This is a genomic window from Marinobacter sp. MIT932201, from assembly GCF_047123295.1.
Lineage (GTDB): Bacteria > Pseudomonadota > Gammaproteobacteria > Pseudomonadales > Oleiphilaceae > Marinobacter > Marinobacter salsuginis.
Window position 1 is genome coordinate 2,791,778 of record NZ_CP138917.1, and the last position, 18,433, is coordinate 2,810,210.

Genomic DNA, 18,433 nt, shown 5'->3' on the forward strand with positions numbered 1-18,433 from the left:
CAGGCATGGGCCACAGCGAAGCCATTACCCACATCAGCCTACCGGACCTGATCCGCTTGCAGGCGGACGCCCGGGCATTGAAACTGCCCTCCGCCCGTCCAGTGCGCTCACGCCAGGCTGGTTTGCAACGCTCGCCCCAGCGCGGCCGCGGCATGGCGTTTGCGGAAGTCCGGCTGTACCAGCCCGGAGATGACATCCGCAGCATCGACTGGCGGGTCACCGCCCGCCGCCAGGAGCCACACACAAAGCTCTATGAGGAGGAGCGGGAAAGGCCCGTGCTGCTCCTGTGCGATCTCGGCCCCAGCCTTTTTTTTGCCAGCACCGGCGCCTTTAAACAGGTCCGCTGTGCCCAGATCGCTGCCATTCTGGCCTGGCTTGCGCTGTGGTCGGGAGACCAGGTGGGAGGCATCGTATTCAATGATGAGACCCTGAGTGTTCTTCGCCCTGCCCGTCGTAAAAAATCGGTGCTGCGGTTGCTGGACACGCTGGACGAACAGCAACGACGGGACAACCAAGCGCCGGCACAGGACGAGCAACCCGCCCAGTGCAGGCTGGACATGGCACTTACCGAGGCCCGCCGGGTCGCCCACACCGGCAGCCGGATTTTCGTGATCAGTGATTTTCTGGATATTTCTGCAGAAACAGGCACGCTGCTCGGGGCCCTGGCCCGCCACAATTCAGTCAGCGCCCTGAGAATCGTCGACCCACTCGAAAAGGAGCTGCCAAAAAGTGGACGCTTCGCGGTTGCCGGCCCGGACGGTCCCGTGTGGTTCGACGCCGGAAACCCCCGGTTCCAGCGCGCCTGGCATGAGAAAGTCACCAACCACGAACACCGGTTGGAAGACTGTTTCCGAACCTCCGGGGTCACCATGGCAGAGGTGTCCACGGCGGAAGATCCGGCGGCGACCCTGAAACTACTGCTTGGGCCGGGAGGGCGCATCGGATGAACCCGCAGGATCCGCTCAGCCAGCTCCGGGACATACACCTGCCCGAGACTGGTGGTTTCTGGCCACCCGCTCCTGGCTGGTGGATGCTGGCCGTCCTGGTCATTGCGGCACTTGCAGCGCTGATCTGGCTTATCCTGAAGCGACGGAAACGAAATCGGTGGCTGCGATCCGCCCGCGCCCAGCTGGCGAGACTGGAAGGTTCAGCCAGCTCCGACCCCGCGTGGTTTGCGCAACTGAATACCCTGCTCAAACAAGCCGCCCGGGAGCGCTACCCTGACCAGCATCCGGAAGCGCTGACTGGTGATGCCTGGGTGAACTTCCTTCTGTCTACCGCCCCAAGGGACCGGGTTGCCTCCAGGCCGGTTGCCGAGGCACTGGTGCAGAGTGCCTGGCGGCCGACGGTTTCGGCGGAACCCACCGAGGCACTGGCGTTCGCCCGGTTGTGGCTGGGAGGTCAGAAATGCTGACTCTTGCCTGGCCCTGGGTACTGGTTCTCTTACTGATACCGCTTATCGTCAAATGGCGGAAGCCTGGGGGGCAGTCGGTGGATGCGCCGGTGCTGCCGGTCGGTCACTGGCTGTCAGACCTGCCCGGTGTCAGTCGTCGCGGCAATGCCGTTCCACTGTGGCAACAGCTGTTGCTGTTCCTAATGTGGACGCTTCTGGTGATTGCCCTGGCGCGCCCCCAACACGTAGGCGAGCAGGTGCAAATGCCGGTTTCCGGCCGGGATCTGATGCTGGTTGTCGACATCTCCCCCAGCATGGACGAGCAGGATATGGTCCTTCAGGGCCGGAGCATCAATCGCCTGCAGGCGGTCAAGCGGGTGCTTGATGACTTCATTTCCCGCCGCCAGGGTGACCGGCTCGGTCTGATCCTGTTCGGCACTGAGCCCTATGTTCAGGCCCCACTGACCTTCGATCTTGAAACCGTCAGGACCCTGATGCGAGAGGCGGGTCTGGGCATGGCCGGACGCGCAACTGCCATTGGCGACGCGGTCGGTCTGGCGACCAAGCGACTGAGAGACAGGCCCCAGGACCAGCGCGTTGTAGTCCTGCTGACCGATGGCGCCAACACGGCTGGCGAAATTACCCCCGACAAGGCCACCGAAATCGCCGCCGCTGCCAGTATTCGGCTTTACACCATCGGCATTGGGGCCGAATCCATGGTGCAGCGCGGCCTGCTGGGTTCGCGTCGAGTCAATCCATCCCGGGACCTGGATGAAAATCTGCTCACCCGGATGGCCCAGCAAACCGGCGGTGAGTATTTCCGGGCGCGAAGCCTGCCGGAGCTGGAACTGATTTACGAGAGTATCGACCAACTGGAACCGATAGAGCTGGAAGGTAAGTTTTATCGGCCAGTGACCGAACTCTATGTCTGGCCCGCCGGCCTGGCGGTCCTGCTGTGGCTGGCCCTGTTCCTCGTTCGCCACGGGCATGCGCTGGCTGCCGACTCCCGGCGCAACAGGAAGGAGGAGGAAGCGAATGTGGGCTGACTTTCACTTTCTGCGGCCGTTCTGGCTCTTGCTGCTTCTGCTGCTGCCGATCCTGTACCTGGCGTTCCGGCAAATGCGCCTGGGCGACAGCGGCTGGTCCCGGCTTATTCCGGCCCGCTTGCTGTCGCCGCTGATTCGTCACAACGGCAGCTCGGGGAAAACGGCAAAGTCGCCTCTGGCCCCGGCCACCGCTGCCCTTATCATCCTGTCGCTGGCTCTGGCCGGCCCCGCCTGGCAGGAGGCACCCACCCCGCTGAAACAGCCGGGCGACAGCCTTGTGATTGCCCTGGACCTTTCCCTGTCCATGCTGGCCACAGACGTTGAACCTGATCGCCTGACGCGGGCCAAACGGAAAATCCGGGATATCCTTGCGCTGCGGGAAGGCAGCCTGACCGGTCTGCTTGTCTTTTCCGGCGACGCCCACGTGGTCACCCCGCTCACCGATGATGGCCGAACGATTGAGGGCATGCTCAATGTGCTGGACCCGGTCATCATGCCGGCCACAGGCAACCGGGCCGACCTGGCGGTTGCCCGGGCAAAAGAGTTGTTGCAGCAGGGGGCTCCGGGCGAGGGCCGGATCCTGCTGATCACGGACGACATCAACGATCGCTATACCGGGACGATCCGGAACACCCTTTCTGAAACCGGTTACGCCCTCAACACTCTCGTTGTCGGCACCGAGGAAGGTGGCCCAATTCCCCTGGCCCGGCGCGGATTTATCCGTGAAAACGACGACATCGTGATCAGTCAGGCCAACCCGCAAGCACTGTCGCAACTCGCTGCCAGCACCGGCGGCCGAAGCCACGAGCTGACCCTGGACGATACCGATATTCGCTCCCTGAACCTGAGCCCGAAGGACAGCGACGACTGGCAGGAATCTGAAGACGGCCTCACGGTCAGTCGCTGGCAGGACGACGGCTACTGGCTGCTCTGGCTAGCCCTTCCCCTGATTCTGCTTGGCTGGCGCCGCGGAGCATTCAGTGCCCTCGCACTGATCCTCCTGCCGGTCTGGCCACAGCCCGCCTCTGCCTTAAGCTGGGATGAGCTCTGGCAACGGGAGGACCAGAGAGCTCCGGAACTGATCGAGAAAAGTCCTGAGGCAGCCGCCCGGCAGCTGGAAGACCCGGAATGGCGAGGATCCGCACTGTATCGTTCCGGGCAATTCGAGAGCGCCGCCCAGGCATTCGCCCGGTCGCAGGGCCCACGTGCCAGTTACAACCGTGGCAACGCGCTGGCCCGTGCCGGCAAACTACAGGAGGCTTTGGCCGCCTACGATGCAGCCCTGGAGCAAGCACCCGACATGGAGGATGCCCGACACAATCGCAAGATTGTCGAAGAGCTGCTGAATCAACAGCAGCAGGATCAAGAAGGCGGCCAGCAGGACTCGTCGGAATCCTCCAGCAACGAGGAAAACCAGGGCAGTCAGCAACAGAGCCGCCAGAACCAGGACGGCAACAGTGAAAGCGAATCTTCCAGCGGTTCGGGAAACAATCAGCAGCAGGATCCCCGGAACAGCCAGAACCCGTCCGGTAATGAGGATTCGGCAAACAATCAGGGCGATGAGCAGAATCAGCAGGAGCCAGGTGAGGAAGGCAATTCTGAGCAGGCATCCGGCGAGGGGAAATCTCCCGCAGGCGAGGCACAGGCTCCCGCCCCTATTTCCGAAACGCCGCTGACCCAGAGCCAGGAACAATGGCTCAGACGGGTACCTGATAACCCGGGCGGCTTACTGCAGCGCAAATTCCTGCAGCAGTATCAACAACGCCAGACTCCATCCGATGAGGGCGATACACCATGGTAAAACGGCTGATTACACCCGCCGTCTGTCAATTTCTTCTAGCGATGCTTCTGACGGCAATCTGGCTGCCGGCCCAGGCACAGTCACAGCAGCTGACGGTCGAACCCGACCGTACCCGCCTCTACGAAGGCGAGGTGCTGACACTGACTGTTAAGGGTAGCATGGAGATCGATATCAACCTGGGCAACCTGTTTGACTTTGACATGTCCAGCCTGCCCAAGCCGGATATCGAGAAAGTGGAGCCGGATTTTGAAATCCTGGCCCAGAACCAGCAATACAGTATCCGAACCGTGAACAGTCAGATGGTGGGCGAGATTACCTGGACCTACCAGCTTGCACCGAAGAGCACCGGCGAGCTGACCATCCCCGCGCTCACCTTTAAAGAGGCAGTATCAGCGCCGGTTACCATAGAAGTGGTGGATGGCTCACCACCGGATCAGGCCACTCCCGGTCGGGACAGCTTTATCGAGTTGTCTGCCGACAAAGATGAAGTGTATGTCCAGGAGCAGTTGATTCTGACGGTCCGGCTTTTCTTTCGGGGTAACCTGATTCGCGGAGAGCTCTCCGAGCCCACCCATCCCCATGTCATTATCGAATCCCTGGGCAGGCAACAGGAATTCTCCCGCTACCGCGACGGAGTCCGATACCGTGTTGTGGAACGCCGGTATGCGATCTTCCCCCAGCGTGCGGGTACCCTGAAACTGCCGGCGATCCGTTTCGAGGGCCAGGCCAGGGACGCTTCCGGCAACCTTCGTTTTCTGCGGGACAGCGAGGAGCTGTTTGAAGTGCCGGTGAAGGATGTACCTGCACAATACAGTGGCGAAACCTGGCTGCCGGCAACCGGCGTCGCGCTTGAGGAGTCCGGGCTTCCGCCGTCGCTGGAGGTGGCCACCGGTGAAAACATGACCCGCGAAATCAAGCTGACGGCAGCGGGGCTTCCCGGGGAGGCACTACCACCGCTGCCCGATGCGGTACCGGACGGATTAAGAAGTTACCCCGAAGAGCCGGAGCGACAGACCGAGGCCACACCCGCTGGCCTCACATCCTCACTGACCCAGTCTGTGGCCCTGGTACCCGTGGAGCCCGGCCAGATGACCCTGCCAGCCATACGCGTTGTCTGGTGGGACACGGAAGCCGATCAGGAGCGGGTGGCCACGATTCCACAGAGAACACTGACGGTGAAAACCCCAACTACCGCTGCCGCGACTCCATCCCCGCAAAACGACCAGGGCAATGCAGGCCCGGAACCGGATGTCAGCAGCACCGAATCGTCGGCTAACCCGGCATCCGAGCGCACCCGACTGTGGCAGTGGCTCGCCCTGCTGCTGGGAATACTCTGGGCGGGCACGCTAGTGGCATGGTGGTGGTCGGGAAAAAGCCGGAAAAGCACGCCAGCACAAACTGACAACCGGGACGAAGATGCCGCGTTCAACCGTCTGATCAGGGCCGCAAGGGACGGCGCAGCGGTAACGCCGGAACTGGTCGTGGAATGGGCCAATCTGCACGTGCCCGGCCACGGCTTCCGCTCGGCGTCTGACGTTGTGGATCATTTCGATGACGAGACGCTGGCAGCAGAACTCAGAAGGCTTCAGGCCCGGCTTTTTGCCCCCGGCCAGGAGAACGACAGCTGGGACGGCCGACCACTGGTGCGGGTCCTTGAACAGGTCCGGAGGCACCGGCAAGTGCAAAAGAACGCCGATCTGCCTCCGCTCTACCCGAAAGGGCTGTCCTGAGGCTCAGTCGATAAGCTGCTGATCGATCACGACGGCGACCGGCGCGTCCTGGCCTTCATTAACCGCGATGGGCAGGTCGGTGCTGCCCTGCCAGTCACCCGCCTGGGCGCTGACACTGCCGGAACGACTGAGACGGGCAGTCACGACAACCTCGTCAACACTGGAAATCGTAGCCTGGGGTGACATCGCGTAACGGTCGTCCAGACGAATTTCCACCGGCAACTGATCTGCCGTCAGCCGGGCTACTGCCAGAGGCGGGCCCTGCTGGACATTGGGCTGGCGAGCAAACAGGAACAGAGTGGTATCTGCAGGCACCTGATTCTGGAAATCCTCGGAAAGCGTTACCCGAACGGTAACCCCAGCACCGGAGGTTTCGGCTGCGGCCACCTGTGCCGGTGGCTCCTCGCCGAGACGGGTGTAGGCTTCACGAATACCTTCCCGAATGGAGCCAATCTGGGGGTGGTCGGGTGCTACGGTTTCGATCCGCTCCCAGTACTCGATGGCTTCCCGATAGTTCTGCTGGCTGAAGGCATTGATCCCCAGCAAACCGAGGGCATTCACTTCATCCGGATTCAGCTCACGGGCCTGCTCAATGGCCGCCGTAACCTCTTTCGTCATGGCGCCCTGGCTCCCGAAGAACAACGCCTGGGCCGACAGACCATAAGCAACGGCTCGCGCCCGACTATCGTCATTAACACTGTCGGCCAGTTGCCGGAAAGCCCAGGCTGCATCGTCGAAGCGTTCCAGACGCATGTAGGTGCGTCCCAGCATTGCCCAGCCGTCCGGATTATCCGGGCTGGCTTCCAGACGTTCCCGGAGCTGCCCTGAAAGCTCGGTCATCTGGGCCTGCCTCGATCCTTCGGTGGTTCCCATTTCCTGCATGGTAATGAACTGTTCAACCCGATCCATCGCGCCCCAGCGCTCATACAGATAAACCGTGGCAGCCGGGATCAGTAGAATCGAGACCAGGGCCACTGCCATGGCACTCCTGCGACCACTGATCACGGGCCTCACCTGGTCCTGCTCTGGAACGTCATCGAGCATGCTCCCTGCAAGCTCCTCCTTGAGTTGCCGGTAATTTTCGTCGTCCAGAATACCGGCCTCGTATTCGTTGTCGAGCTCCTTCATCCTGGAGCGATAGGCCATCAGATTCTGGTTTTTCAGGTCCGTCTGCTTCCTCGTGCCGAGCCGATGGAAAAAGACGGGGTACAAGACAAACAACAGGGCAAGAACAATCAGTACCGTTGCGGCAATCCAGAAAGTGTCAGTCATGGAGTTTCAGTCACAGGTTCAGAATTAAGAATGAGGTTGCGGCCAGGACATGCCGGAAAGTGCCGGCTTCAGGAGGATCTTTCCTGCTCTGCCAGCATTTTGTCGACACGGGCTTTCTCTTCAGTGCTCAACGCCGGGCCTGACGGCCCCGCTCGCCGGGAACGAATCACCACACCAGCAACCACCAGAAACCCGCCGAACACCGCAATCGCAGGTGTCGCCCAGAGCAAGATTGTCCGGCTGTCCAGCTCGGGTTTGTAGCGAACAAACTCACCAAACCTGCCAACGAGAGACTCAACGATTTCCTCGTTGCTGGCCCCGTTTTTCATCATCCGGTAAACAACATCCCGCATATCCTTCGAGATAGGCGCGTTGGAATCGGCAATGTTCTGGTTCTGGCATTTCGGGCAGCGTAATTCCGCGATCAGGTTTTGGTAACGCTGCTCCTGAGCCCGATCCGAAAAATCGTATACGTCGGCCACCTCGGCTGCAGCGGCACCGGAAAGCAGAAGCACCAACATCAAATAAACGATCCGGACCATCAGCCATTCCCCTGAGCGTCATTGAACACAGGCAGCAGCGTTTGTTCCCAGACCGCCTTATTGACCACACCCACATGGCGATAGCGAACCACGCCTTCGGCATCAATCACGAAGGTTTCCGGCGCGCCGTATACCCCCAGATCAAACCCGAGTGTGCCCCTGGGGTCATAGATGATTTTCCGGTAAGGGTCGCCCAAACGGTCAAGCCACAACAGCGCATCCTCGCGGTTGTCCTTGTAGTTGAGACCAATGATGTTGACGCCTTTCTCTTCGGCCAGCCACATCAGGTCGTCGTGCTCGTCCTTGCAGGCGGGGCACCAAGTGCCCCAGACATTCAGCAGAGTGACCTGGCCACGAAACAGGCTCTGATCGAGCACGACATCAGCGTTGTGCAAATCTTTCAGACTGAACTCTGGCACCGGTTTGCCAACCAGAGCCGATTCCAGTTTGGTCGGATCCTTGCCGATACCCGCGAACAGCACGACACCAACAACAAGGGCAATCAGCAGTGGCAGAAAGAGCAGGAACCGCTTCATGAGGTAACTCCAGCGGACGTCGCAGAACCTGGCTCAGGCGCGACAGTATCGGTCTGCACCTTCGTGTCAGCTCCCTCCCGGATGCGGTAGCGGCGATCAGCGATAGCCAGGAAGCCGCCGGCTGCCATAAACAGCGAGCCCAGCCAGAGCCAGCGAACAAGCGGCTTGTATTGCAGCCGGATGGCCCAAGCCTCGTCGGTGATGCGCTCACCAATGGCCACGAAGATGTCCCGGAACAGACCGGCGTCGATATCGGCCTCGGTCATGACGCTCATCCCCACGGAGTATTGGCGCTTCTCGGGATGAAGCACGGAAACACGCTCGCCATCCAACATGACATCGAAGGTGCCATATTGAGCCGTAAAGTTAGCGCCCTGGCGCGCGCCGATATCCCTGAATACAAAATGATAATCGCCGACGGTCGCGACATCGCCCGGCACCATGCGAACATCACGCTCAATGCCGTAGTTGGAAACCACCGTAGCCCCCGCCATGGTAATGGCCAGGCCCAGATGCCCGAGCACCATGCCGTAATAGCTGCGGGACTGCCGCTTGAGGCCGTGCAGACGGCCTTTTCGGGACGATGATTTTTCCCAGAGATCCCAGAAAGTAGCAACGGTTACCCACATGGCAGAAAACACGCCGAGGAAAGCCCAGGGCTTGAATCCACCATAGCCGATCAGGACCGCCGTGGTGGCAACGATGCTGATTGCCAAGGGCCACAGCAGTTTGCGCGCCAGCCAGCCACCATCGGTTTTCTTCCAGCGGGAGAAGATACCAGCGCCCAGCAACAGGCCCGTTGCGACGGCCAGTGGGCTGAACGTCAGATTGAAGAACGGTTCACCGATCGACAGTTTGCCCAGTTCCAGATAATCAAGAACCAGCGGATACAGTGTGCCGACCGCCACCAGAATCGTGGCGGAAACCAACAGTACGTTGTTAAGAAGCAGGAAAACCTCTCGGGAAAACGAGCCGTAGCGCGACCGGACGTGAACCACCGGCGCCCGGAACGCATAGAGCGCCAGGCTTGCGATCACCGTTACTGCCAGCAGGCCCAGCAGGAAGGTGCCCCGCTCCGGGTCCGCCGCAAAAGAATGCACAGAGGTGAGCACGCCGGAACGGACCAGGAAAGCGCCCAGCAGACTTAGTGAAAAGGTGACAATGGCAAGCAGTACGGTCCAGCTCTTGAACACGCCGCGCTTCTCGGTAACGGCCAGCGAGTGCATGAGTGCAGTCCCCGACAACCAGGGCAGCAACGATGCATTTTCGACCGGATCCCAGAACCACCAGCCGCCCCAGCCCAGCTCGTAGTAGGCCCACCAGCTCCCGAGGGCGATACCCAGAGAGAGAAAGGCCCAGGCAACCGTGGTCCAGGGGCGCGACCAACGGGCCCAGGCGGCATCGAGGCGGCCATTGATCAGCGCAGCAATGGCAAAAGCGAAAGCAACGGCAAAGCCGACATAGCCCATGTAGAGCATCGGCGGATGCACGATCAGCCCGAAATCCTGGAGCAAGGGGTTCAGATCTGCGCCATCGGCGGGCACATTGGGCAACAAACGGTCGAACGGATTGGAGGTAATCACGATAAACAGTAGGAAGCCGACGCAGACCATGCCCAGCACCGAGAGCACCTGGGAGATCATCACCGCCGGCAGGCGACGGCTGAAAATAGCGACCGCCAACGTCCAGCCCGCCAGCATCAGTATCCAGAGTAGCAGCGAGCCCTCGTGACCGCCCCAAACAGCGCTGAACTTGTAATACCAGGGCAACAGGCTGTTACTGTTATTGGCCACATAGGCCACCGAAAAGTCGTCAGTCACGAAGGCATGGGTCAAGACGGCAAAAGCAAGCCCCACGAAGACAAACACGCCGGACGCCAGCGGCCTGGCGAACGCCTGAAGATTGTTTCTGCCGGTCAAAGAACCGGCCAAAGGGACTACGGATAGAAGCACTGCCAACAACAGTGCGAGAATCAGTGCAAGCTGTCCGAGTTCGGGATACATTAAAGGCCTCCAGAAACCAGGCTGTTAGATAAATCGGTTAGTAGGACACGGTTTCCGCACTGCCACTGGCTGCATGCCGACCCTTCGAGGCCTTCTCCAGCGCATCCGCGACTTCCGGCGGCATATAGTTTTCATCGTGCTTGGCCAGCACTTGATCGGCCACAAAGCGGCCACTTTCATTCAGCCTGCCCATGGCAACCACACCCTGCCCCTCGGCAAACAGATCCGGAAGGATACCGGTGTACTGAACCGGCACAGACGCGTTGAAGTCGGTCACCTTGAACTCAACCATCAGGCTGTCCGGATCACGCAGAACCGAGCCCTCCTCGACCATACCACCGGCCCGGATTCTGACATCCACCGGCGCTTCGCCGGCGGAAATCTGGGTGGGGTCGTAGAACAGATTGATGTTCTGTCGCAGCGCATAGGTGGTCAGACCCACAGCGATGGCCAGCCCCACCAGCAGGAACAGGACAATAGTCAGTCGCTTTTTTCGGATTGGATGCATCAGATATCTGCCTTTCAGTCTTGGGAAACCTTGACGCGGGTGAAGGACGCTGCCGAAGCTGACGCAGCCTGCGGGTCCTGCCGGCCTGCCTGAAACTCATAACCGCGACGGCAGGCCTCAATAGCGGCGTTGCGGCGACGCAGAGACCATACCATAAGGCCGATCATCAGCAGGAAAAATACGGCGTAACAGGCCCAGACATAGGGCCCGTGACCTTCCATCACCATAAATGCCGAAAAGGATTCAAATGCCATGCTTCAGCCCCTCCCGGCCAACACATAATCTTTAACCCAGCGCGTTCTCTGCTCGCGCAGAAGAATCTCGGTCTGCATACGCAAACAGGCCAGCCAGCCGAACAGCAGGTACAGCCCGAGTACCGAAAGGAGCAGCGGTACCCACATTTCCGCCGGCATGGACGGCTTTTCAGTCAGTTTGAACGTCGACGGCTGATGTAACGTATTCCACCATTCAACGGAGTACTGGATAATCGGTATATTCACCACCCCGACCAGAACCAGCACCGATACAGCCCGCGCCGCGGATTTTTCGTCGTTGATTGCCCTGTCCAGAGCAATGACACCACCGTACAGGAACAGAAGAATCAGCATCGAGGTCAGCCGGGCATCCCAGACCCACCAGGTACCCCAGGTGGGCTTACCCCAGACCGCTCCGGTAAACAGGGACAGAAAGGTCAGTACCAGCCCCACCGGTGCGACCGACTTGACGAATACATCCGCCAGCTTCATGCGCCAGACCAGAGTGACGACAGCCGCCACCGCCATCATCACGTAGACCGACTGGGCGAGAAAGGCCGTAGGGACGTGGATGAAAATAATGCGGTAGCTGTTGCCTTGCAGGTAATCCTTGGGAGCATAGGCCAGCCCCCAGACAATGCCTGCCATCAACAGCAGGATGCCACCTGCCAGTAGCCAGGGCATCAGCCGGGCTGCAATCCCGAAGAACCATTTGGGAGAACCCAGCTTGTGAAAAAATTGCCACATCAGATGGTTACCGTCCTACCGTTACCTTGTTTTACCCGTTGAACAGGCTGATACGCAGCGCCGCTGCCGATGCAAAGGGTGCCAGGGTCAGTGCCAGCACCAGAAACGCGCCCATCAGGGCCAGATAGGCTCCCGCGGGAGCGCCCTCTGCGGCCGAAGCCACCGTACCTGTTCCGAAAATCAGGACGGGAATGTACAGCGGAATGATCAACAGGGACAAGAGCACCCCTGCCGACCGTAATCCAAGCGTCAGCGCCGCGCCGATTGACCCGATCAGACTCAGCACCGGTGTACCGATCAGCAGCGTTAGACACAAAACTCCGATGGAGTTCCCGTCAAGATGGACCATTACGCCCAAAACCGGCGTTAGTACCACCAGCGGCAAGCCTGTTAACACCCAGTGCGCCGCTGTTTTCGCCAGTACCAGCAGAAACAGGGGCTGGGGCTGAAGCACAAGTTGCTCGAGCGTGCCGTCGTCAAAATCATGGCGAAACAGGTGGTCCAGCGACAACAACACCGATAGCAACGCCGCTACCCACAGGATACCGGCCCCGGCCTCCCGCAGAAATGACACTTCCGGGCTAACCCCCAGGGGAAAAAGGGTTACGACCATGACAAAAAACAACAGCGGATTGAGCAGATCCTGGCGCTGCCGGAAGGCCACCTTCATATCCCGGGCAAACACGGTCTGCATTGCCGCCAGCGCACCGACGGTGTCTTGCCGCAAAGTCAGTGCCGGCCTGCAATCAGCATTCATCGGTCGACCCTCCGCCCAACACAATGCGTTGCATACCGGGCAATCTGAGATCGTGATGGGTCGTCACTACCACCGCACCTCCCTCGGCAGCCCGTTGTTGAAGCAGCTGTTCAATGGCGCTGACACCGCTGGCATCAATGGCGGTAAAAACTTCATCCAGCAGCCAGAGCGGCTCGTCGGCAATCAACAGGCGCGCCAGGGCAACCCGTCTTTGCTGCCCCGCCGAAAGATTGCGACAGGGCACATCCTGGAACCCGGTCAATCCGGTGCCATCAAGCGCCTGACGCAGAACGGGATCTGGCAGCGGCCGCCGCCCGGCCGTCAGTGCCCGGAGATTCTCCATCGGTGTCAGCAACGGCTTTATGCCAGGCCGGTGGCCAAGATACAGGGTATTGCGGAGGAATTCTTCCCGCTGGGCAGACCTGGACTTGCCGCACCAGAGCAGATTGCCGGACCAGGCGTCGTTCAGGCCGGCCAGCATTCGCAGCAGCGTGGTCTTGCCGGAGCCGTTCGGCCCCTCGACACGGGCGACCGTACCGGGCAGTATGGAGAACGACAGGTCACGGAACAGGATCCGTTCATCCCGCTCGCACTGCAGATCGACAGCCTGTAATAACGGCTCAGACATCAGGACCCCGTAACCAGGACGATGCGCGTGAAGACGGCATCGGGTGCATTCGTGACAGCGGCGACCATGAACATTGTTCGCGCATGACCTGCCGGCGCGGACTATTATAACAAAAGCGCCGGCGGATTACTCTTGTCCAACATCAAATCAGTGACGATGAAACTACCCAACGGACAACAGCCCCCGACACCTCCAGCCCAGCCTGCAACACAGACGTCCCGGCCTTCAGTCTCAACCGAAGCGGCCCGGGAGCCCGTGGCCGCATCAGCGCGGCAACTGCTCGATCAGCTGCAGCTGACGAACCGGGAAACCACCCTGGCCCGGGTGGCCGAGATCATCAACCGTCAGGGCGGTAACAGCGCGGACCTGTTACTGGACATTCGCGGCAAGTCTCTTCTGGTTCAGGCGGCCGTCGGCAAGACTGAACTGGCAACCGGTGACTGGGTAAAAGTGATGCGGGCCGGCAATGAGCTGCAGCTGATGGGCAAACTGGCACCCGCACCCGAAGCCGGTATCGCCCGAGCGCTGGCCCAGCGACTGCCCTGGCAGCAAACCCTGGATGGTGGACTGGCAAGGCTGCTGGGCACTCTCACACAAGGCCTCCGGCAAGACCCGCTACCGGGCCAACTGCCCTCATCGCGAGGCCCCCAACCTCTGCCGGAGGCCGCCAGACAGGCTATTGAACAAATGATGGCGAGGCTGCCTTCGGGGAACAGTCTGACTCCCGGTTCTGGCAGCCAGGACACGACATCGCAACAGGTCCGGCAATGGCTTTCAGAAAGTGGCCTGTTCGCCGAGTCGCGACTGGCCCAGGCACCCTCTGCCCAGTTGCCCGATCTCAAGCTGGCGCTCGGTAGAGTGATCACCGCCTTGCTTGCCCAACAGGGCAGTACACCAGAACACTTCAACCGGCTGACACCTATCTCGACGCCAGAGCTCATGCAGGCGCCGCTGCAATTTCCCCAACCGCTGGCCACACCCCAGGCCCCCGGCAGTGGCGAAGCGCCCAGCGTCGGGCAGATGCTCCGCCTGCTGGCCGGAATGCTCAACCGGATCACCGTCAACCAGTTGCACAGCCAGGTACTCACGGCCAGGGGGGGCGGCGAAGCTCCGGGCCCGGCGCCCGCGTCGACTCTGGTACTTGATCTGCCGTGGCTGACACCACAAAACGAACCGAGACTGGCACAGGTCCGGATCGAACAGTACCCCGAGAACAGCGAGTCAGAAACCAGGTCCGCGAAAACCACCACGGCTGAATGGCGGCTATCACTGACCATGGATCTGGATGAGGCAGGCCCCCTGCACTTTGATGTTTCCCTCCGCCAGCAGGCGGTCAGTGCAAGGGTCTGGGCCGAAAAGCAGTCAACCCTGCGCCAGGTGAACCAGGAGCTTCCCGCCTTGCGGCAGAGCCTGAGCGATCTGGGCCTGGAAGTCACTGACCTGGACTGCCGCCGCGGCACGCCCCAGAGCAGCGTAACCCGACTCGAACACAGACTGGTGGATACCCGGGCATGACCTCAGAGACAGAGCATCACAGCAGAGCCGCCGTTGCGCTCAAGTACGATGGCGAGAAAGCGCCAACCATCAGCGCCACCGGCACCCATGAGCTGGCGGAAGAGATCATCCGCATCGCCCGGGAGCACAATGTTCCCCTTTATGAAAATGCGGAGCTGGCCAGCATTCTGGCGCGCCTGTCACTGAACGAAGAAATTCCCGAGTCGCTGTACCGGGTGATTGCGGAAATCCTGGCGTTTGCCTTCCATATTCGCGGGCTAACCCCAGACGATCGCAGACCCGGCGAGTCGGATGATTCAGTGAATCAGTGATCGGAGCGCCCAGGCCTGCTGCCAGTTGTCGCCACGCCTTGGCGCCACGGTGGTTTCAAAGTAATGACGCAGCCGGCGCCGGTCCTCGGGCTGGTCCTTGAGGGCTGAACCGATGATGTGGTGCATTAGCTGCTCCACCGTGATACTGCCCCCGCCGTAATACCAGGCGTTCAGGCTGGCCGCGTGAGCCACCGAAACCGCTTCCGCCGTCGACAGCGCCGAACCGGCGAGTCGGTCGGTACTGCGTCCATCAAGTGTCTGACCATTGCGCAGCTCGTGGAACATGGTCACCAGTACCTCGATGACCGATTCTTCAAGTGCCACCTCTATCCCGGCCCGACTGTTGGCCCTGCCAACCTCCCGGAGAACCACATCCATCTCGTCGGCCAGATTGCGGATCGGGCGTATTTCCTCGAAGTCCATGCGCCGCTTCAGGGCGGCGCTCATCCGGTGTACACCCTCATCAATACTGTTGGACGTGGCGATGACGTTGAAGCCTTCCCGCGCAAGCACCACCCCGTCGTCGCCCGCCAGCTCCGGAATCACCACAACCCTGTCGGACAAGACCGAGAGCAACGCATCCTGCAGCGCCTGCGGACAGCGGGCGATCTCTTCAAACCGCACCATTCGACCCTCCATCATGCCCCGCAGCAACGGGCTCGGAACCAGCGCTTTCAGACACGGCCCCTCGGTGTGCAGGACCGCCTCGTTCCAGCTGTACAACAGTTGCCCTACGTCGCTCACCGCCCCGCCCTGCAAGGTCAGGGTAGAGCCACCCGAAATGGCGGCAGCCAGCAATTCCGACAACCAGGATTTGGCCGTTCCCGGCTCGCCAACCAGCAGGCACCCGCGACTGGTGCACAGGGAAATGATGATCCGGACCACCATGGCACGCTCCGCCACGAACTTCCGTTCAATGCCGAGCTTCTCATCCCCCATCACGAACTTTTCCACCGCTCGCGGGGACATCTGCCAGCCGGGTGGCACCGGGCCATGATCCATCCCTCTCAGCTTGTCCAGCTCAGCGGCATAGACCACTTCTGCCGGTTCCCGCTGGGCTGCCTTTGTAACCGATTGCTTGTTGCTCATTCCTGACTCCTGCGGCCGCCGCGAACTTCCGGTGCCATGCGCTCTCTCGGGAGAATACGGGGCAGTTCGGACAGCGGAATTATGCCTTCAATAACATGGTCCAGAGCACTGTCCCGCATGGTCACCAGTCCGGCATCGAGAGCGCGCCAGCGAAGCTCACCGATGGGCGGTTGGCTGGAAATGGCATTCCGGATGTCCGAATCAACTTCCATATACTCGACGATCGCCACTCGCCCCTGGGTGCCGCGGCCGTTGCATTTGTCACAACCGGCGCCCTGAAAACACCGGAAATCCGCGGGCGGGCCGTCGGGAAACACCTCGGACAGAATCACCGGGTCCGGCTCTGCAGGCTGGCAACAATGCTTGCAGATGCGCTTGGCCAGCCGCTGGGCGATCACAGCCAGCAGCTCACCGGCAATGGAATTCGGGTGGATACCCAGATCATACAAGCGCTGCAGTGAATCCACCGCGTCGTTGCAGTGCAGCGTGGACAGAACCACGTGGCCGGTCTGGGAGGCCCGTATCGCCTCCAGAGCGGTTTCCTGGTCACGGATCTCGCCCACCAGAATGACATCCGGATCTTCCCGGACAAACGCCCTCATGGCATCGGCGAAACCAAAGCCAATTTCTGATCTGACCCGGGTTTGTTGAATGTTGTCGATGGAGTACTCGATGGGGTCTTCCACCGTGATAACTTTCCGGCGGCCGTCATCGGCAAGGGTCTGCAGCCCGGCATACAGCGTGGTGGACTTGCCTGACCCGGTCGGACCGACCACCAGCACCAGTCCCGCCGGGTTATCCAGCAAGCGCTGATAACGGGCACCGATCATGGATGACATGCCAAGTTCGGCAATGGTCATGGCGCGGCCGGTCTGCGGCAGCAGACGTATAACGGCATGTTCGCCATGGAGCGAAGGCTGGGTCTGTATCCGCAGATCGTAGGCCATATCGCCGAGCTGCAGCCGGGACCGCCCACCCTGGGGCAGCCGGTGCTCGGCGATGTTCAGCTCTGCCCGCAGCTTGATGACGTTAATCACCCCTTTCATCTCCCGGGCCGACAGCTGGTACTGGGGCAGATCATGGAGATCGCCATCCACCCGAAGGCGAATGCGAATCCGGTCACCGTACTGTTCTATATGGATGTCGCTGGCTTTTTCACTTACAGCGTCCATCAGAATGGCTTCGTAGACAGACACCAGATAGGGGCTGACGTGCTTGTTTTTCGGATCCTTGCCCAGAAGCTGATCCTTGCTGCCAGTCGGGTCCGCCGCCTGGTTCGGGGTTGGTTCCTGATCCGCTGCAAAGCGGCGCCCTTTGGCAGTCAGATCAAGAGCTGACCAGAGCCGACGAAAGTCCGTCGGTGTAACCAGCAGGCAGTCAACCACCTGGTTAGGACTCAACCGCTCGAGCTGATCAGTGCGCGCATCGGGATCGTCGGTCACAACCGTGATCCGACCATCTTCCTCGGCGATGGGTATCAGTCGTGAGAGATCCAGAAACGTTCGGGAAAATCGCCGGAAAAGCGCCGGATGGAGATCCGGCAGAAGCTCGTCCGCATCGGTGAAGGTCATGCCCCGCTGACGGGCAAGAGAACGGTAGAGATCAATCTCTTCAAGATTCAGTTTCCGGCGGAGCACGTCCAGCAGCCGGCAATTCTGCTTCGCTGCCTCCGCCTTTGCCTCGGCCAGGACCGCTTCGTCCACGACACCCTGATCAATGAGGATCTGCTCGACGTTACGGTTGAAGTCGACCCAGCCCAGGGTGCGCACACGCTTGAGCTTGGCACCCTGTTTTTCGAACATGGCCAGGCTCGGGACGGGTCCCGCTCGCCCTTCAAGACACACCAGGCGCCCCCCCTCACGAACCAGGTGCGCCAGGGCAGTCTGGTCCCTGACAAACGAGGTACACAAAACGAGATCACAGAGTGGATCAGGCTCGGGCGCCTCTTCCGCACGGGCAACAACGACATCCACATTGTGCATACCCAGACGGACAAACCGCTCTCTGGCAGCCTCGGCGACAACGGCATTCCGCTCCACGTACAGGACCCGATGGGCGAGCCCGGACAGCACAGCGGCAAAATAGCCTGAGCCACCGCCCACGTGCATCACCATCTGATCCGGTTCTATTTCCGGGAGCAGGGAGAGAATGTGGCTGACAGTTTCTTCGCGGGGAATGGAGTGGCCGGTTATCGAGGCAACCAGGTCGGAACCGGAAACAAAATCATGGCGGGATACAGATCGAAGGGCCTCAAGGGCCCTCGGATAGACTCTCTTCATTCAACAACGTCCGTAACGGCTT

At 60.6% G+C, this 18,433-nt stretch carries 18 protein-coding genes; 7 read left to right on the forward strand and 11 right to left on the reverse strand.

Features of this window, described 5'->3' with window-relative positions:
* The first annotated feature begins 5 nt into the window (after window positions 1-5).
* The 5 genes from SIC15_RS12740 to SIC15_RS12760 are packed head-to-tail and all read left to right on the forward strand — an operon-like array spanning window position 6 to window position 5,970.
* Window positions 6-947 carry a DUF58 domain-containing protein gene (locus SIC15_RS12740; RefSeq protein ID WP_136629802.1) on the forward strand — a complete coding sequence of 314 codons (942 nt, stop codon included), beginning with the start codon at window positions 6-8 and terminating at the stop codon, window positions 945-947.
* The gene (locus SIC15_RS12745; protein ID WP_136629803.1) at window positions 944-1,414 is read left to right on the forward strand and encodes a DUF4381 domain-containing protein; all 471 of its coding nucleotides are present in this window, start codon (window positions 944-946) and stop codon (window positions 1,412-1,414) included. The genes SIC15_RS12740 and SIC15_RS12745 overlap by 4 nt, the downstream gene beginning before the upstream one ends.
* The gene (locus SIC15_RS12750) at window positions 1,408-2,439 is read left to right on the forward strand and encodes a vWA domain-containing protein (protein ID WP_412536074.1); all 1,032 of its coding nucleotides are present in this window, start codon (window positions 1,408-1,410) and stop codon (window positions 2,437-2,439) included. The genes SIC15_RS12745 and SIC15_RS12750 overlap by 7 nt, the downstream gene beginning before the upstream one ends.
* Window positions 2,429-4,240, forward strand: a complete 1,812-nt coding sequence (locus SIC15_RS12755) for a VWA domain-containing protein (RefSeq protein ID WP_412536075.1) — start codon at window positions 2,429-2,431, stop codon at window positions 4,238-4,240. The genes SIC15_RS12750 and SIC15_RS12755 overlap by 11 nt, the downstream gene beginning before the upstream one ends.
* The gene (locus SIC15_RS12760) at window positions 4,234-5,970 is read left to right on the forward strand and encodes a BatD family protein (RefSeq protein WP_412536076.1); all 1,737 of its coding nucleotides are present in this window, start codon (window positions 4,234-4,236) and stop codon (window positions 5,968-5,970) included. Before SIC15_RS12755 ends, SIC15_RS12760 begins: the two co-directional genes overlap by 7 nt.
* Before the next feature lie 3 nt (window positions 5,971-5,973).
* Here SIC15_RS12760 and ccmI read toward each other — a convergent pair whose 3' ends face one another.
* From ccmI to ccmA, 9 genes are all read right to left on the reverse strand, one after another.
* Entirely contained in the window at window positions 5,974-7,242 is a 1,269-nt protein-coding gene (gene ccmI / locus SIC15_RS12765; RefSeq protein ID WP_412536077.1) for a c-type cytochrome biogenesis protein CcmI, read from the reverse strand.
* Window positions 7,243-7,310: 68 nt separating this feature from the next.
* Window positions 7,311-7,784, reverse strand: a complete 474-nt coding sequence (locus SIC15_RS12770; RefSeq protein WP_412536079.1) for a cytochrome c-type biogenesis protein — start codon at window positions 7,782-7,784, stop codon at window positions 7,311-7,313.
* Window positions 7,784-8,320 (reverse strand): DsbE family thiol:disulfide interchange protein, encoded by a 537-nt coding sequence (locus SIC15_RS12775; RefSeq protein ID WP_008173107.1) that lies wholly within the window; start codon window positions 8,318-8,320, stop codon window positions 7,784-7,786. Before SIC15_RS12775 ends, SIC15_RS12770 begins: the two co-directional genes overlap by 1 nt.
* Complete coding sequence (locus tag SIC15_RS12780) at window positions 8,317-10,323, reverse strand: heme lyase CcmF/NrfE family subunit (RefSeq protein ID WP_053112449.1); 2,007 nt, start codon at window positions 10,321-10,323, stop codon at window positions 8,317-8,319. The genes SIC15_RS12775 and SIC15_RS12780 overlap by 4 nt, the downstream gene beginning before the upstream one ends.
* A 37-nt stretch (window positions 10,324-10,360) precedes the next feature.
* Entirely contained in the window at window positions 10,361-10,831 is a 471-nt protein-coding gene (ccmE, locus tag SIC15_RS12785) for a cytochrome c maturation protein CcmE (protein ID WP_104270017.1), read from the reverse strand.
* Between the two features lie 14 nt (window positions 10,832-10,845).
* Window positions 10,846-11,085, reverse strand: coding sequence for a heme exporter protein CcmD (gene ccmD / locus SIC15_RS12790; RefSeq protein WP_053112452.1), 240 nt, complete (start codon window positions 11,083-11,085; stop codon window positions 10,846-10,848).
* Between the two features lie 3 nt (window positions 11,086-11,088).
* Entirely contained in the window at window positions 11,089-11,832 is a 744-nt protein-coding gene (gene ccmC / locus SIC15_RS12795; protein ID WP_008173103.1) for a heme ABC transporter permease CcmC, read from the reverse strand.
* A 31-nt stretch (window positions 11,833-11,863) separates the two neighbouring features.
* Complete coding sequence (gene ccmB / locus SIC15_RS12800; RefSeq protein WP_008173102.1) at window positions 11,864-12,589, reverse strand: heme exporter protein CcmB; 726 nt, start codon at window positions 12,587-12,589, stop codon at window positions 11,864-11,866.
* A complete protein-coding gene (gene ccmA, locus SIC15_RS12805) occupies window positions 12,579-13,217 on the reverse strand; it encodes a cytochrome c biogenesis heme-transporting ATPase CcmA (RefSeq protein WP_053112454.1) in 639 nt (212 codons plus the stop codon). Before ccmA ends, ccmB begins: the two co-directional genes overlap by 11 nt.
* Window positions 13,218-13,472: 255 nt before the next feature.
* On the opposite strand from ccmA, the gene SIC15_RS12810 reads away from it, so the two are divergent.
* On the forward strand, window positions 13,473-14,732 hold the full coding sequence (locus SIC15_RS12810) for a flagellar hook-length control protein FliK (protein WP_412536080.1): 1,260 nt from the start codon (window positions 13,473-13,475) through the stop codon (window positions 14,730-14,732).
* Window positions 14,729-15,043: an EscU/YscU/HrcU family type III secretion system export apparatus switch protein gene (locus tag SIC15_RS12815; RefSeq protein WP_014577604.1), complete on the forward strand. Its 315-nt coding sequence runs from the start codon at window positions 14,729-14,731 to the stop codon at window positions 15,041-15,043. Before SIC15_RS12810 ends, SIC15_RS12815 begins: the two co-directional genes overlap by 4 nt.
* Here the strand turns inward: SIC15_RS12815 and SIC15_RS12820 are convergent.
* Together SIC15_RS12820 and SIC15_RS12825 are read right to left on the reverse strand one after the other, a co-directional pair.
* Complete coding sequence (locus tag SIC15_RS12820; protein ID WP_014577605.1) at window positions 15,029-16,132, reverse strand: ATP-binding protein; 1,104 nt, start codon at window positions 16,130-16,132, stop codon at window positions 15,029-15,031. The genes SIC15_RS12815 and SIC15_RS12820 overlap by 15 nt on opposite strands.
* Window positions 16,129-18,411 carry an ATPase, T2SS/T4P/T4SS family gene (locus SIC15_RS12825; RefSeq protein WP_053112460.1) on the reverse strand — a complete coding sequence of 761 codons (2,283 nt, stop codon included), beginning with the start codon at window positions 18,409-18,411 and terminating at the stop codon, window positions 16,129-16,131. Before SIC15_RS12825 ends, SIC15_RS12820 begins: the two co-directional genes overlap by 4 nt.
* Window positions 18,412-18,433: the final 22 nt, after the last annotated feature.

Excerpts from the sequence above, each read along its gene's own strand:
- SIC15_RS12750 (WP_412536074.1), top strand. The coding sequence starts at position 1,408 with ATGCTGACTCTTGCCTGGCCCTGGGTACTGGTTCTCTTACTGATACCG.
- SIC15_RS12820 (WP_014577605.1), bottom strand. The coding sequence starts at position 16,132 with ATGAGCAACAAGCAATCGGTTACAAAGGCAGCCCAGCGGGAACCGGCA.
- SIC15_RS12740 (WP_136629802.1), top strand. The coding sequence starts at position 6 with ATGGGCCACAGCGAAGCCATTACCCACATCAGCCTACCGGACCTGATC.
- SIC15_RS12775 (WP_008173107.1), bottom strand. The coding sequence starts at position 8,320 with ATGAAGCGGTTCCTGCTCTTTCTGCCACTGCTGATTGCCCTTGTTGTT.
- SIC15_RS12770 (WP_412536079.1), bottom strand. The coding sequence starts at position 7,784 with ATGGTCCGGATCGTTTATTTGATGTTGGTGCTTCTGCTTTCCGGTGCC.
- ccmC (WP_008173103.1), bottom strand. The coding sequence starts at position 11,832 with ATGTGGCAATTTTTTCACAAGCTGGGTTCTCCCAAATGGTTCTTCGGG.
- ccmA (WP_053112454.1), bottom strand. The coding sequence starts at position 13,217 with ATGTCTGAGCCGTTATTACAGGCTGTCGATCTGCAGTGCGAGCGGGAT.
- SIC15_RS12760 (WP_412536076.1), top strand. The coding sequence starts at position 4,234 with ATGGTAAAACGGCTGATTACACCCGCCGTCTGTCAATTTCTTCTAGCG.
- ccmI (WP_412536077.1), bottom strand. The coding sequence starts at position 7,242 with ATGACTGACACTTTCTGGATTGCCGCAACGGTACTGATTGTTCTTGCC.
- ccmE (WP_104270017.1), bottom strand. The coding sequence starts at position 10,831 with ATGCATCCAATCCGAAAAAAGCGACTGACTATTGTCCTGTTCCTGCTG.
- SIC15_RS12780 (WP_053112449.1), bottom strand. The coding sequence starts at position 10,323 with ATGTATCCCGAACTCGGACAGCTTGCACTGATTCTCGCACTGTTGTTG.
- SIC15_RS12825 (WP_053112460.1), bottom strand. The coding sequence starts at position 18,411 with ATGAAGAGAGTCTATCCGAGGGCCCTTGAGGCCCTTCGATCTGTATCC.
- ccmD (WP_053112452.1), bottom strand. The coding sequence starts at position 11,085 with ATGGCATTTGAATCCTTTTCGGCATTTATGGTGATGGAAGGTCACGGG.
- ccmB (WP_008173102.1), bottom strand. The coding sequence starts at position 12,589 with ATGAATGCTGATTGCAGGCCGGCACTGACTTTGCGGCAAGACACCGTC.
- SIC15_RS12755 (WP_412536075.1), top strand. The coding sequence starts at position 2,429 with ATGTGGGCTGACTTTCACTTTCTGCGGCCGTTCTGGCTCTTGCTGCTT.
- SIC15_RS12745 (WP_136629803.1), top strand. The coding sequence starts at position 944 with ATGAACCCGCAGGATCCGCTCAGCCAGCTCCGGGACATACACCTGCCC.
- SIC15_RS12815 (WP_014577604.1), top strand. The coding sequence starts at position 14,729 with ATGACCTCAGAGACAGAGCATCACAGCAGAGCCGCCGTTGCGCTCAAG.